Raw genomic sequence first — 13430 nt, forward strand, 5'->3', positions numbered from 1 at the left:
TCGCCTAAATGCCCAAGGCCTGGGCCAATTAACAGGGATATTATTCCATTTAAAGCCGGGCCCCGGGAAATTTCTCTCACTTAGCCGCGTTAGTTCCGGAACGGCTCCTAGAAAACTCCAAGGCCAGCGCCCGATACCATTTGCCGCTTTTTTTGATCGTTCGCCTCTGGGTCTCATAATCCACATGAACAAGGCCGAAGCGCATGCGGTAACCTTGCGCCCATTCGAAATTGTCCATCAGGCTCCAGGCGAAATAGCCCTTCAGCGGGTATCCCTTCTCGACAAGATCGGCGGTCGCCGACAGATGCGCACCGTAGTAATCGAGACGCATCTGATCGTCGATCTCGCCATCCACGATCTCGGTATTGTCGCAGGCGCCGTTTTCGGTAATGTAGCAATCGGGCAGATCGTAATACTGATAAAGATCCTCGACCAGTTCGGTCAGCGCCGCCGGATAAACTTCCCATCCGATATCCGTCACGGTTTTGCCGACGAAAGGAGCCGGCTTCGTTGCGGGGAATTCGGCGCCCTCCGTCGCATTGTCGGAAACCCGCATCGGCGTGTAATAGTTGAGCCCCCACCAGTCGAGCTTCTGGCTGATGATGGCCAGATCGCCCTCCTCCGCCTTCGGCATCCGTTCGCCCAGCGCATCAAGAAGCGAGGCCGGATATTCACCTTTGAAGACCGGGCCGAAAAAGGCGCCGTTGTGGAAATCGAACGCCCGGCGGGCTGCCGCTTTGTCCTCAACGCCCTGCGTGGCGGGAATGACCGCATGCGCGTTCAGAACCAGTCCGACCGGCACGTTCGGCGTCACATGCCGGATGGCCTCGACACCAAGGCCATGGGCCAGATTGGTGTAATGCATGGCGGCAAGTGCAGCCTCCATATTGCGCTCGCCGGGTGCATGCTCGCCATAGAGATGGCTGAGCCAGACCGAGCACCAGGGTTCGTTGAAGGTGGCCACTGCGTCCAGCCTGTCCCCCAGCCGCGCCATCACCACCTTGGCATAGCGCTGGAAGGCATAGGCCGTCGAGCGCGCGGTCCAGCCTCCGTCCCCCATCAGCGCCAGCGGCAGGTCCCAGTGGTAGAGCGTCGCATAGGTCTTGATGCCCCGCGCCTTGCAGCCGTCGACCAGCCGGTCGTAGAAATCCAGGCCCTTCTCGTTGATGCGCCCGGTTCCTTCCGGGATGATGCGCGGCCAGGCGATGGAAAACCGATAGGCTTCGACACCCATCTCCTTGATGAGATCGAGATCTTCGTCCAGCCGGTTATAGTGGTCGCAGGCGACATCACCGCTATGCCCGCCGAACACCCGGCCCGGCATATGCGAGAAGGCATCCCAGATGGAGGGCTTTCGGCCATCGACCTTGGCCGCACCTTCGATCTGGTAGGCGGCAGTCGCGACGCCAAACAGGAATTCATCGGGAAAGCGTGATGCGAGGATTTTGATTTCGGTCATTGGATGCCGCCATGTCTGGTTCTGAACCATCAATGGCGGCCATTTATCGGACGAGCTCGCGGTTGTACAGGTCGCCTGTCAACCGCGGTCACAGGTGTCTATCTCAGACTTTTACCCAGGCGCCGTTTCTCTTCGACGAGGCAACACAGGCTTCAACGAAAGCGACTCCTTTCACCCCGTCGTCGACGGTGGGATAGATCACCGCCCCGTCGACCGGCTTGCCCGCCTTGGCGGCATTGATCGCATGCGCGGCCTCCGTGTAGATGGTCGCGAAGGCTTCAAGATAGCCTTCCGGATGGCCCGAGGGGATACGCGAAACCCGGGCGGCGGCGGGACCGGAGCCGGCACCATTGCGGGTGATCAGCCGCTTCTGATCGCCGAACGGCGTGAACCACAGATAATTCGGATCGGCTTGAACCCACTCGATGCCGCCCTTCGTGCCGTAGACGCGGATTTTTAGGCCATTCTCATGTCCCGGCGCCACCTGGCTGCACCAGAGCATGCCTTTGGCCGGCTTTTCCCCGTCCTTGGCCGCAAACCGCAGCATGACATGGGCATTGTCGTCCAGCCTGCGGCCCTCCACGAAGCTGTCGAGATCGGCGGCGAGGCTGTCGAGCGTCAGTCCGGTAATGAAGCAGGCAAGATTATAGGCATGCGTGCCGATGTCGCCGGTCGAACCGCCGGCACCCGACTGGGCCGGATCGGTGCGCCAGACCGCCTGCTTGGCGCCGGTCTGCTCCACTGCCTCGGTCAGCCAGTCCTGCGGATACTCCGCCTGCACGATGCGGATCCTGCCGAGTTCGCCATTGGCGACCATTTCGCGGGCCTGCCGCACCATCGGGTAGCCGGTGTAATTGTGGGTGAGGATGAACAGCGCGCCGCTCTCGTCGGCCGCCTGCTTGAGCTTGATCGCATCCGCTAGGTTGGAGGTCAGCGGCTTGTCGCAGATCACGTGGATGCCGCGCGTCAGGAATTCTCGTGCCGCGTCGTAATGCACATGGTTCGGCGTGACGATCGACACCGCCTCGATGCCATCCTCGCGCTCCGACTCGCGGATCGCCATCTCCTTGTACGACCCGTAGGTGCGTGACGGATCGAGCCCCAGATCGCGGCCGGACGCCATGGCCTTTTCCGGCGTCGAGGACAACGCGCCGGCGACGAGGTCGAACTGGTCGTCCAGGCGCGCCGCCATGCGATGCACCGCCCCGATAAAGGCGCCGGCTCCGCCGCCAACCATGCCGAGCCTGATTTTCGGGCTTCGCGCCTGCTCGTCCTTGGCTTCTATGGTCATGACTTTATTTCCCGTGTAGTAGGCTAGATTGAAAGCGTTTTCATCAAGTGACTGTCCAGCACAATGCCTCTAAGCCCTGTTCGTCTCGTCAACACCACCAGCAGCCTCTTCAGATTTTCGTCGGATTTGTTGTTTGAGAATGCGTCAAATGCTTGAATTATCTCGGCGTCATCGCCGAAAACGACAGGTACTTGGTTGAGAGCGCGATTAAACCCGTGTCGAGAGGCATCATCGCTGTTGCTCCCAGCTTGGAGAACATAGCGATAAGCCAAAACGTCATAAGCGACCTCTAATCTCCTCCGCTTGGATTCCAATTTTTCGATGCGAAGGTATCCATGCGCATAGGCCAGAAGAGTTGCTATGCCGCCCAATCCGCCAGAGATAATTGCAGTCACAAGAGCGACCACGGTTGGCGTATCCACTTCAATCAATCCCCAGCATGCGGCGGTTGGCCGCCTCGTCCGTGCCGGCGCCGGCAAAGTCGTCGAATGCCTTGTCGGTGACGTTGATGATATGCGCCTTGACGAATTCGGCACCTTCGCGCGCACCGTCCTCGGAGTTTTTGAGCGCGCATTCCCATTCGACCACGGCCCAGCCGTCGAAATCATTGGCGGCCATTTTTGAAAAGATCGAACCGAAATCCACTTGGCCGTCGCCCGGAGAGCGGAACCTGCCGGCGCGGTTCACCCAGCTCTGGTAGCCGCCGTAGACGCCCTGGCGGCCGGTCGGATTGAACTCCGCGTCCTTGACGTGGAACATCTTGATCCGATCCTTGTAGATGTCGATATTGTCGAGATAATCGAGGCATTGCAGCACGTAATGCGATGGGTCGTAGAGCATGTTGGCGCGCGGATGGTTGTTGACCCGCGCCAGGAACATCTCGAAAGTCACGCCGTCATGCAGGTCCTCGCCCGGATGGATTTCGTAGCAGAGGTCGATGCCGTTCTCTTCCGCGTGATCGAGGATCGGCGTCCAGCGACGCGCAAGTTCGTCGAAGGCCGTTTCCACCAGGCCTTCCGGGCGCTGCGGGAACGGATAAAGGAATGGCCAGACAAGCGCGCCGGAAAAGGTCGCGTGGGCGCTCAAGCCCAGATGCCGTGACGCGGTCAGCGCCATCTTCACCTGATCGACCGCCCATTCCTGGCGGGCCTTCGGGTTGCCGCGCATTTCCGGCACGGTAAATCCGTCAAAAACCTCGTCATAGGCCGGATGTACCGCCACCAGCTGGCCCTGCAGATGCGTCGACAGCTCCGTGACCTCGACACCGTTCTGCCGCGCCACGCCGGCAAATTCGTCGCAATAATCCTTCGACGCCGAAGCCTGCTTCAGGTCGATCAGCTGGCTTGCCCAGGTCGGCACCTGCACACCGACATAGCCCTTGTCTGCCGCCCATTTGGTGATCCCGTCCCATGTGTCGAACGGTGCCGCATCGCCTGCGAACTGGCCAAGAAATATGCCGGGACCCTTGATGGTCTTCATGAAATTCTCCACTTGCAATTGAATTCGAACGAACTCGCAACTCCATCATCCCGGCGCTGGGCCGTGAGCCAGCCATGGCGCGTCTGCGCCATGAAGGAGTTTCCCTGTGCCAAGAACTTGGCACGCTGGATTCCTGTGACAAGCACAGGAATGACGGATTACGGGAGCGACGCCCGCCGGAGCGGGCGCTGCGATAGTCAAATCAGAACGGCGAGTCCGGGAAGTAGAAGTTCTTGGCATTTTCCTTGGTTACCAGCGTGGCATCCAAGATGTAATTGCCGCTGACCGGGACCTGATCATAGAAATTGGCAGCCGTCAGTTGCATGGCAGTCGCCACCATGGCCGGCGGATAAAGCACGTCGACTGGGATCATCTTGTCGCCGTCCATGACCTTCTTGATCATGTCCTTGGAGCCGGCGCCGCCCACCACATACTTGATGTCCGTGCGCTTGGCCTGGCTGATCGCTTCCATGACACCGACCGCCATGTCGTCATCTTGGCACCAGACGACGTCGATCTTCGGATATTTCGTCAGATAGTCCTGCATCACCCGGAAAGCGTCGTCGCGGTTCCAGTTGCCGTACTGGCGCTCCAGGATCTTCACCTTGGAGCCGGCAATGCCCTTGTCGAAGCCGTCCTGGCGCTGCTGGTCGATCGGGATCGGCAAGCCGCGGATTACCACGACCTGGGCATCCGGCGTGGTCTTGGCGATGTACTGCCCGGCGACTTCGCCGAGCGCCGGATTGTTGCCGGCGACATAAAGATCACGGATGGAATTGTCGTTGACCGAAGGCGCGCGGTCGACGAGAGCCACAAAGGCGCCGCTGTCCTTCACCTGCTGGATGGCATTGACCAGTGGATCCGGGTCGGACGGTAGGATGACCAGTGCATCGAGGCCCTGTACCGCAAGATCCTGCACGGCATTCGCCTGGCTTGCCGGATCGGGCGAGGTCTTGACGATGACATTGAGGCCCTTGTGCTCGGCCATCAGCAGTTTTGCCACGCGTTCGGCATGGAACACGACGCCGGCAGTCCAGCCGTGGTCGGCGGCCGGAATGGAAACGCCGATCGTCACCTTCTTTGCTTCTTGAGCCCAGCCGAGGCTGGGGCCGGCGGCAACAGAAGCGGCAAGCGCCGCGGCTGCCAGGCCAAAAGTTCTTCTACGCATATGTCTCTCTCCCAAAGTTGCGGGGTCTGTTCCTCCAAAGCCAGGCGCACCCCACGCGCCCGGCCGGTTTCCTTACCTGCGCATCAGCAATCTCTGCACCAGCATGGCGATGATGATGATGGCACCCTGGATGGCGCCGATCAGATATTCGCTGACGAAGTTCGACAGGATCATGATATTGCCGACGATTTCGAGAATGAAGGCGCCGCAGACCGTGCCCCAGATACGCCCCACGCCGCCCCTGAGTGCTGTACCGCCGACGACGACGGCGGTGATCGCCTGCAATTCCCACAGGATACCGGTGGTCGCCGACGTCGAGCCGAGGCGTGGCACATAAAGAATGACCGCAACCGCGACGCAGAGCCCCTGCACGACATAGGCAATGGTGCGCACCCGGTTGACCGAGATCCCAGAATAACGTGCGACATCCTCATTCGAACCGACGGCGATCAGATGGCGTCCGTAGCGCGTCCGGTAGAGCACAAAAGCGGCAATTGCAGCGGTGACGAAGATGATGACGATCGGAATGGGGATGCCGGCAAGCGTGCCGAAATAGACCGGTCGATAAAGCGCCTGCATCTCGCGATCCCTGAGTGTGATCGCTCCACCCTGGCTGAGCCAGGTGGTCAGCCCGCGGAATATGCCCATCGTGCCGAGGGTCGCGATGAAGGGTTCGATCCGGCCCACCGTCGTGATCAGCCCGTTGGCAAGCCCGCAGGCGGCGCCGAGGACTGTGGCAAGGATCATGGCTGCGATCAGCATCAGCATCGGATCGCCGATCGTGCCAGAATTCATGAACAGGATCATCAGGCTTGCAACAAAGGCGACCATCGAGCCGACCGAGAGATCAAGCCCGCCGGAAGAAATCACATAGGTGGCTCCGAGTGCGATGATGGCAATGAAGGCGCTGCGGGTGATGACGTTCAGGAGATTGGCTACGGAAATGAAATTGGGGTTGGCGAAATAGCCGAGCAGCAGCAAAAGCGCGAGCGCGATGAACGGCGCGATCGCCGCCATGTCCCAGTCCCGCGATGTTTTTGGCGCCTTGGGTGTGTCAGTAGCAGCCACGCTCATGCCGCTTCTCCTGCCGTCACACCCGTGGCCAGCCCGACGATCTCGTTTTCGTTCATGTGTTCTCCCGTGACTTCGCCGACGATCCGCCCGGACCGCATCACCAGGATGCGGTCGCATATGCCGATCAGCTCCGGCATTTCGGAAGAAACGACGATGATCGAACGTCCCTCCTCGGCAAGAGCGGCGATGAATTTGTAGATCTGTTCCTTGTTGCCGATATCGATGCCGCGGGTCGGTTCATCGATGATGACCACCTGCGGATCGAGCAGCATCATCTTGGCAAGCAGCAGCTTTTGCTGATTGCCGCCCGAAAGCTGGCCGGCCAGGATAGTCTTGGTGCCCGTGCGGATATCGAAATCCTTGATCGCCTGGTCGAGCGCCTGCGCCTCCTTAGCTCGATCGATCTGCAAGCCGCTGGTGAACTTGCCAAGCGAGGCGAGCGTCAGGTTGACGCGCAGGTCCTTGGTGAGCAGCAGCCCCTTGCCCTTACGGTCTTCCGACAAATAGGCAACGCCCGCTTTGAGGCTCCCATGCACATCGGAAAAATGAGCCGGGCTGCCGTTGAGACGCACCGTGCCGTGGGCAGGCCTCAGCCCCACCAGGCCCTCCATCAGCTCGGTGCGGCCCGCGCCGATCAATCCTGCAAAGCCGAGGATCTCGCCCTTGCACAGCCGGAACGAAGCATTCTGCGCATAGCCGGGAACATCCAGCGCTTCGACATCAAGCACCGTTTCACGCGCTCGAGCCGCATGACGGTCGGGATAAAGCTTGGCAACGTCGCGCCCGACCATCAGTCGTGCCATGTCGGCTGGCTGCAGTTCGGCTGCGGCATGCGACGCGACCAGACGCCCGTCACGCAGCACCGTCACGCGGTCGGCAATCTCCTTCACCTCCGGAAGACGGTGCGAGATATAAAGAATGCCGACCCCCTTGGCACGAATCTGCTTGATGACCTTGAGAAGCGCCTCGGTCTCGTGCGGCGTCAGCGATGCCGTCGGCTCGTCGAAGATGACGATACGATGCGGCACCAGCAGCACCCGGGCGATCTGCACCAGCTGACGCTGCGCGATCGACAGGCGCGAGACCACCGTCTTCGGATCGATATCCGCGCCGAGATCGGCAATGGCCTTGGCGGCGCCCTCGTTCATGGCCCGGTCGTTGACCGTGAGACCGCGGCCAAGTTCGCGGCCGAGATAAATGTTCTGCGCCACGCTGAGATCGGGTGCGAGCAGGATTTCCTGATGCACCAGCACGATGCCGCGTGCTTCGGCGTCAACGGGACTTGCAAAAGCGACCGGCTGCCCATCCATGCGGATTTCGCCGCGGGTTGGCAGGTGATTGCCGGCAAGGATCTTCATCAAAGTCGACTTGCCAGCGCCGTTTTCGCCGATGATCGCATGCACCTCGCCAGCACGCACGCTGAGATCGATGTCTTTCAGGACCTCGACAATGCCGAAGGTCTTGGACAGGCCGCGCGCGTCGAGCAGCGGTGCTTCTGCTGCAACCGCGATCATGCGCGCCGGCCGGAAAAAATGAGCGTCGTGAAGCGGTTGTCGCGCAACGCGCCCCCAACGCCTGCCTCCTCGCAAGCGATGTGGTGCACCTGAAATCCTCCCTGTACATTCAGGCTATCTAAGATTCTGAGGTACGTAAAGCAGATTTCCGCGTCAACTTCGCGTCATGAGGCGACGGAATGCGACTGGCGGCCACATCCATACTAGCGTGACCGGACGGTACCGACTTTCGACAGGACTTCGGACGGGATCCCGTAGCGCCGCACGATGTCGCGGTTGTCGCGCAGACCGCACACTTCGCGCTGGATGAACAATGCCCAGAGGGCATCGGCGGCATCATGAACGAGAGCAAGGCGTGTTGCCTCATCCTCCTGGCCGCCCTCGGCACTCCATTGGCGCAGCCTGGCAAGAGAAGCCTCCAGCTTCTGCCCGTGCCGACCAAGCGCGCTTGCCCGCTCGGCCGCCAGCTCATGCTCCAGAATGCCCAATCCGCTTTCGGCGGTACGAGACGCGTGAAAGGCTTGCGGTGGACGGATGGCCATGAAGGACGGATGGCCATGAAGATCTCCCGTTTGCTGTCAAACGCGAAGGCCGCAAACGCCGTTCCCACCCGACGTCATTCTTACTTCGCCTTGACAAAATCGATGAAGGCTCTGAGCGGTGCCGGCACCAGCCGCTGGCCCGGATAATACAGAAACGGGCCCGGAAAACTTTGCCACCAGGGCTCGAGCACCGGCTCCAACTGCCCGCTGTTCAGGTAGGGCCGCAACCAGCCCTCGAACAGGCCAACGATCCCGAGGCCGGAAATGGCCGCCTCGACGGCAAGATCGCTGGCCCCGCCCGCCTGGACGATCAACGGACCGGGCGGATCGACCACGAGCACCTCGCCGTCGCGTTCGAACTCCCAGGGCGGCATGCGGCCACTGGCAAAGCGGTGGCGCAGACAGGCATGGTTCAAAAGATCCCGCGGATGCTCGGGCCGGCCATGGGCGTCGAGATAGGCAGGTGCCGCGGCAAAGGCATAGGTCTGCACCCGCGGCCCGATAGGCACCGCGATCATGTCCTGCTCCAGCCGTTCGCCATAGCGGATGCCCGCATCACAGCCGGCGGCGATCACGTCGACGAAGCTTTCATCCGTCATCACTTCCAGCCGCACATCCGGATAGGCTTGCAGGAAGGACGGCACGATCCCGGGCAGGACAAGCCGTGCGGCGCTGGTCGGCACGTTGAGGCGCAGTGCGCCGGCTGGCCGGTCCCGGTAGCCGTTGACCACGTCGAGGGCGGCTTCCATTTCGGCCAGTGCCGGGGCGGCCCGTTCAAGCAGCCCCTTGCCCGCTTCGGTCGGAACAACGCTTCGCGTGGTCCGGTTAAGGAGCCGCACGCCGAGATTGCTCTCCAGGCGGCGCACCGCCTCGCTCAATCCGGACGCGCTGCTGCTCGTCACCCGCGCGGCCTCGCGAAAGCCGCCTGCGCGGGCAACTGCAACAAACGCCTCCAGGTCGCTCAGCTCCACCTTCACTGTTCGCCATTCAGCACAACTTGTCCAAATTATACCCCATTATCCTCCATATGTCCAAGCGCTATCTTGCCGCCATCGACACAGGAGAAGATCATGAGCACTCTCGAAAAGGCGGGCACGTTTGAGCTTGGCGACCGCACCGTCAAACGCCTCGGCTATGGCGCCATGCAGCTGGCCGGCAAGGGCGTCTTCGGCCCGCCAAAGGAGCGCGACGCGGCGATCGCCGTGCTGCGCGCGGCCATCGAAGCCGGCGTCGACCATATCGATACAAGCGATTTCTATGGTCCGCATGTGACCAACCAGATCATCCGCGAGGCCCTGCACCCCTATCCGGACAATCTGACCATCGTCACGAAGGTCTCAGCCAAGCGCGGCCCGAACGGCGAGTGGCTACCGGCCATGTCGCCTGCGGAGCTGACTTCGGCGGTCCATGACAACCTGCGCAATCTCGGGCTCGACGTCATCGACGTCGTCAACTTGCGCTCGATGTATGATGTCCACGGCCCGGCGGAAGGTCCGCTAGAAGAGCAACTGACGGCGCTGGCTGAATTGCAGCAGAAGGGTCTCATCCGCCATATCGGCCTCAGCAACGTCACGGCAAAGCAGGTTGCCGACGGCCGAAAGATCACCGACATCGTCTGCGTGCAGAACATGTACAACGTCGCCCATCGCGATGACGACGGGCTGATCGACCAGCTGGCACAGGATGGCACAGCCTATGTGCCGTTCTTCCCGCTCGGCGGCTTCTCGCCGCTGCAGTCGACGACGCTCAATGACGTCGCAGCGAGCTTGAACGCCACGCCGATGCAGGTCGCACTTGCCTGGCTTTTGCGGCGCTCGCCCAATATCCTCCTGATCCCCGGCACCTCGTCGGTCGGTCACCTAAAGGAAAACCTGGCCGCCGCCGAACTCACCCTGCCGGCGGAGGCGCTGGCGCAGCTCGACACGATCGCCGCTTGAAGAATCAAGCCGGTGGAGCCTCGCTCTGCCTGCCTTTCGTCCTGCTGACCTGATCGATCAGGCGCGGCGCTTGCTGCCAAGCGCATCCAGCGCATCCGCATTGCCGCGTGCCCAGCCATAGAGAAGGTCGATCGGCTCGACGAAGCGTCGCCCGAGCGGCGTCAGCGTGTAATCCACCGCCGGCGGCACGGTGCCGTGCACATGCCGTGTCACCAGCCCGGACGCTTCCATGTCGCGAAGCGTCTGGGTCAGCATCTTCTTGGAAATACCCGGCAGGCTGCGCAGCAATACGCCGGTGCGGGCGCAGCCGCCGAGCCGCGTGGCCAGCACATGCAGGATCATGCTCGTCCATTTGCTTGCGAATATTTCCAGCACGCGCCGCGGTGCGCAGTCTTCGCGCCACTCGTCATCCGGCGATCCGCGCTCCATGATACTCTCTCTGCTCCTAGGTGGTTACGCCAGGGTGTCTATGTCCCCAAAGGGTGCCTTCTGGCATAGCTGCACTCCAAAGACTAGATGAGCCGCTAAAGCAAAGGAGCATGCATGACCAAGAAAGCATTGATCGTCGGCGCCAGCGGCATTGTCGGCAGCGCCACCGCAAAAGTTCTGGCCGATGACGGCTGGCAGATCTGGGGCCTGGCGCGAAAGCCGCAGGCGCAGTCGAACGTGGAGCCGGTGGCCGCCGATCTTCTCGATCCCGCTTCACTTGAAAAGGCGCTGGCCGGGCTCGATCCGTCGCATGTTTTCATCTCGAGCTGGCTCCGCCAGCCGACTGAGGCAGAAAACATCCGTGTCAACTCGGCCATGGTCCGCAATCTGCTCGATGCCCTGCGGCCCGCAGGCTCCGTCCGTCATGTGGCACTGGTGACCGGGCTCAAACATTATCTGGGACCGTTCGAGGCCTATGGCAAGGGCAGCCTGCCGCAGACCCCGTTTCGCGAGGAGCAGGGCCGGCTGGAAATCGACAACTTCTATTATGCCCAGGAAGACGAGGTCTTTGCCGCGGCCGCCCGCGACGGCTTTGCCTGGAGCGTGCATCGCCCCCACACCATCGTCGGCAAGGCGGTCGGCAACGCCATGAACATGGGAACGACGCTCGCCGTTTATGCCTCGATCTGCAAGCAGTCCGGGCGCCCCTTGCGTTTTCCCGGCGTCGACATGCAGTGGAACGGCCTGACCGACATGACCGACGCGACCCTGCTCGGCCGGCATCTGCTTTGGGCAGCCACGACGCCAGCGGCGGCCAACCAGGATTTCAACGTCGTCAACGGCGACGTGTTTCGCTGGAAATGGATGTGGGGACGGATCGCTGACTGGTTTGGCGTCGAAGCGGCGCCCTTCGACGGAACGGTCCAGCCGCTCGAAACTCAGATGGCGAACGACGCGTCGATCTGGGCTGAAATTGCCCAAAAGCACGGCCTGGCTGAGCCGGATATCGACCGACTGGTTTCGCCCTGGCACACGGATGCCGATCTCGGCCGGCCGATCGAAGTGGTCACAGACATGGCCAAGAGCCGCCGCCTCGGCTTCCTAGACTACCAGCCGACGGATGACGCGTTTTTCACCCTGTTCGAGCAGTTGCGCGCCGACCGCCTGATACCGTAACGAATGGCGGGCGGAGCCGTGCCCCGCCCGCTTCTTTCGCTGATCAAACGTAACGGTTGACGACGTTTTCGAGATATTCCTGGCGGCCGGAAACAGGCTCGGGGTTAATATCGTTTTGCTCGACCCAGGAAGCGATGTCGTCGAGCTTGTACTCGCCGCGCAGCATCTTCTGTGCTTCCGGGCTGTCCCACTTCTCGTAACGGGCGTCGAGCGGCTTCTTGAGGGCGCCGTCGTCGATCATCTTTGCCGCAGCCTTCAGGCCACGGGCGCAGCAATCCATGCCGCCGATATGGCCGATCAGCAGGTCTTGCGGATCGAGCGATTGGCGGCGCAGCTTCGAGTCGAAATTGGTACCGCCGGTGGTAAAGCCGCCGCCCGCCAGCACCTGGTAATAGGCGAGCGCCATTTCCGGTACGTTGTTCGGGAACTGGTCGGTATCCCAGCCGGACTGGTAGTCGTTGCGGTTCATGTCGATCGAGCCGAAGATGCCAAAGGAATTGGCCATAGCCAGTTCATGCTCGAAGGAATGGCCGGCGAGGATCGCATGGCCCTGCTCGATATTGACCTTCACTTCCTTGTCCAGCCCGTGCTTCTGCAGGAAGGCATAGACCGTCGCAACATCGTAATCATACTGGTGCTTAGTCGGCTCCTGCGGCTTCGGCTCGATCAGGATCGTGCCCTCGAAACCGATCTTGTACTTGTATTCGACGACAAGGTTGAGGAAGCGCCCCATCTGGTCGAGCTCGCGGGTGAGATCGGTGTTGAGCAGCGTCTCATAGCCTTCGCGACCGCCCCACAGTACGTAATTGGCGCCGCCGAGCTTCTTTGTCGCGTCCATGCAGGTCTTCACGGTCGCGGCCGCAAACGCGAAGACATCCGGATCCGGATTGGTCGCGGCACCCGACATGTAGCGCCGGTGCGAGAACATGTTGGCCGTACCCCATAAAAGCTTGGTCCCGGTATCGGCCTGCTTCTGCGCGAAATAATCGACGATCTCGTTGAGGTTTTTCGTGTTCTCGGCGAAGTTATTGCCTTCCGGACGCACGTCGGCATCGTGGAAGCAGTAGAAAGGCACACCGAGCAGCTGGAAGAATTCGAAAGCGACGTCGGCCTTCATCTTCGCCGCTTCCATCGTGTCGGAAAACCAAGGCCGCTCGAAAGTCTGGCCGCCGAACGGATCGCCGCCCGGCCAGGTGAATGAATGCCAGTAGGCGACCGCGAACCGCAGATGATCCTCCATCCGCTTGCCGGCCACGATCTCATCGGGATTGTAGAAACGAAAGGCGAGCGGATTGGTGCTGTCAGGGCCTTCGTATTGGATCTTCTGGATGTCTCCGAAAAAGCCTGTGCTCATGATGTAT

Annotated in this window: 13 protein-coding genes; 2 read left to right on the forward strand and 11 right to left on the reverse strand. The window is 61.3% G+C overall.

What is annotated here, in order from left to right:
• Nucleotides 1-76: 76 nt before the first annotated feature.
• The 9 genes from E2F50_RS05025 to E2F50_RS05065 form a co-directional block, all read right to left on the reverse strand.
• Nucleotides 77-1459 (reverse strand): GH1 family beta-glucosidase, encoded by a 1383-nt coding sequence (locus E2F50_RS05025; protein ID WP_133314925.1) that lies wholly within the window; start codon nt 1457-1459, stop codon nt 77-79.
• 103 nt (nt 1460-1562) lie between these two features.
• Complete coding sequence (locus E2F50_RS05030; protein ID WP_133314926.1) at nt 1563-2750, reverse strand: Gfo/Idh/MocA family protein; 1188 nt, start codon at nt 2748-2750, stop codon at nt 1563-1565.
• 23 nt (nt 2751-2773) lie between these two features.
• A complete protein-coding gene (locus E2F50_RS05035; protein WP_133314927.1) occupies nt 2774-3172 on the reverse strand; it encodes a hypothetical protein in 399 nt (132 codons plus the stop codon).
• 1 nt (nt 3173) lies between these two features.
• Entirely contained in the window at nt 3174-4229 is a 1056-nt protein-coding gene (locus E2F50_RS05040; protein WP_133314928.1) for a sugar phosphate isomerase/epimerase family protein, read from the reverse strand.
• A 202-nt stretch (nt 4230-4431) separates the two neighbouring features.
• Nucleotides 4432-5397 carry a substrate-binding domain-containing protein gene (locus E2F50_RS05045; protein ID WP_133314929.1) on the reverse strand — a complete coding sequence of 322 codons (966 nt, stop codon included), beginning with the start codon at nt 5395-5397 and terminating at the stop codon, nt 4432-4434.
• 72 nt (nt 5398-5469) lie between these two features.
• A complete protein-coding gene (locus E2F50_RS05050; RefSeq protein WP_133314930.1) occupies nt 5470-6471 on the reverse strand; it encodes an ABC transporter permease in 1002 nt (333 codons plus the stop codon).
• A complete protein-coding gene (locus E2F50_RS05055; RefSeq protein WP_425375356.1) occupies nt 6468-7985 on the reverse strand; it encodes a sugar ABC transporter ATP-binding protein in 1518 nt (505 codons plus the stop codon). Before E2F50_RS05055 ends, E2F50_RS05050 begins: the two co-directional genes overlap by 4 nt.
• A 203-nt stretch (nt 7986-8188) precedes the next feature.
• Nucleotides 8189-8527, reverse strand: coding sequence for a DUF6665 family protein (locus tag E2F50_RS05060; protein WP_133314931.1), 339 nt, complete (start codon nt 8525-8527; stop codon nt 8189-8191).
• Between the two features lie 80 nt (nt 8528-8607).
• Nucleotides 8608-9504, reverse strand: coding sequence for a LysR family transcriptional regulator (locus E2F50_RS05065; RefSeq protein ID WP_133314932.1), 897 nt, complete (start codon nt 9502-9504; stop codon nt 8608-8610).
• Nucleotides 9505-9597: 93 nt separating this feature from the next.
• Between E2F50_RS05065 and E2F50_RS05070 the strand changes: the two genes are divergently transcribed.
• A complete protein-coding gene (locus E2F50_RS05070) occupies nt 9598-10464 on the forward strand; it encodes an aldo/keto reductase family oxidoreductase (RefSeq protein ID WP_133314933.1) in 867 nt (288 codons plus the stop codon).
• 57 nt (nt 10465-10521) lie between these two features.
• On the opposite strand, the gene E2F50_RS05075 is transcribed toward E2F50_RS05070, so the two are convergent.
• Nucleotides 10522-10893 carry a winged helix-turn-helix transcriptional regulator gene (locus E2F50_RS05075; protein ID WP_133314934.1) on the reverse strand — a complete coding sequence of 124 codons (372 nt, stop codon included), beginning with the start codon at nt 10891-10893 and terminating at the stop codon, nt 10522-10524.
• A 114-nt stretch (nt 10894-11007) separates the two neighbouring features.
• Between E2F50_RS05075 and E2F50_RS05080 the strand changes: the two genes are divergently transcribed.
• Entirely contained in the window at nt 11008-12069 is a 1062-nt protein-coding gene (locus E2F50_RS05080) for an SDR family oxidoreductase (RefSeq protein ID WP_133314935.1), read from the forward strand.
• Nucleotides 12070-12112: 43 nt separating this feature from the next.
• On the opposite strand, the gene xylA is transcribed toward E2F50_RS05080, so the two are convergent.
• Entirely contained in the window at nt 12113-13423 is a 1311-nt protein-coding gene (xylA, locus tag E2F50_RS05085; RefSeq protein WP_133314936.1) for a xylose isomerase, read from the reverse strand.
• Nucleotides 13424-13430: the final 7 nt, after the last annotated feature.

Source organism: Rhizobium deserti (assembly GCF_004358025.1).
GTDB lineage: Bacteria > Pseudomonadota > Alphaproteobacteria > Rhizobiales > Rhizobiaceae > Neorhizobium > Neorhizobium deserti.

Bases quoted from the DNA above. Each gene is read 5' to 3' on its own strand.
- E2F50_RS05025 (WP_133314925.1), bottom strand. From the start codon at position 1,459: ATGACCGAAATCAAAATCCTCGCATCACGCTTTCCCGATGAATTCCTG.
- E2F50_RS05030 (WP_133314926.1), bottom strand. From the start codon at position 2,750: ATGACCATAGAAGCCAAGGACGAGCAGGCGCGAAGCCCGAAAATCAGG.
- E2F50_RS05040 (WP_133314928.1), bottom strand. From the start codon at position 4,229: ATGAAGACCATCAAGGGTCCCGGCATATTTCTTGGCCAGTTCGCAGGC.
- E2F50_RS05045 (WP_133314929.1), bottom strand. From the start codon at position 5,397: ATGCGTAGAAGAACTTTTGGCCTGGCAGCCGCGGCGCTTGCCGCTTCT.
- E2F50_RS05050 (WP_133314930.1), bottom strand. From the start codon at position 6,471: ATGAGCGTGGCTGCTACTGACACACCCAAGGCGCCAAAAACATCGCGG.
- E2F50_RS05055 (WP_425375356.1), bottom strand. From the start codon at position 7,985: ATGATCGCGGTTGCAGCAGAAGCACCGCTGCTCGACGCGCGCGGCCTG.
- E2F50_RS05060 (WP_133314931.1), bottom strand. From the start codon at position 8,527: ATGGCCATCCGTCCACCGCAAGCCTTTCACGCGTCTCGTACCGCCGAA.
- E2F50_RS05070 (WP_133314933.1), top strand. From the start codon at position 9,598: ATGAGCACTCTCGAAAAGGCGGGCACGTTTGAGCTTGGCGACCGCACC.
- E2F50_RS05075 (WP_133314934.1), bottom strand. From the start codon at position 10,893: ATGGAGCGCGGATCGCCGGATGACGAGTGGCGCGAAGACTGCGCACCG.
- E2F50_RS05080 (WP_133314935.1), top strand. From the start codon at position 11,008: ATGACCAAGAAAGCATTGATCGTCGGCGCCAGCGGCATTGTCGGCAGC.
- xylA (WP_133314936.1), bottom strand. From the start codon at position 13,423: ATGAGCACAGGCTTTTTCGGAGACATCCAGAAGATCCAATACGAAGGC.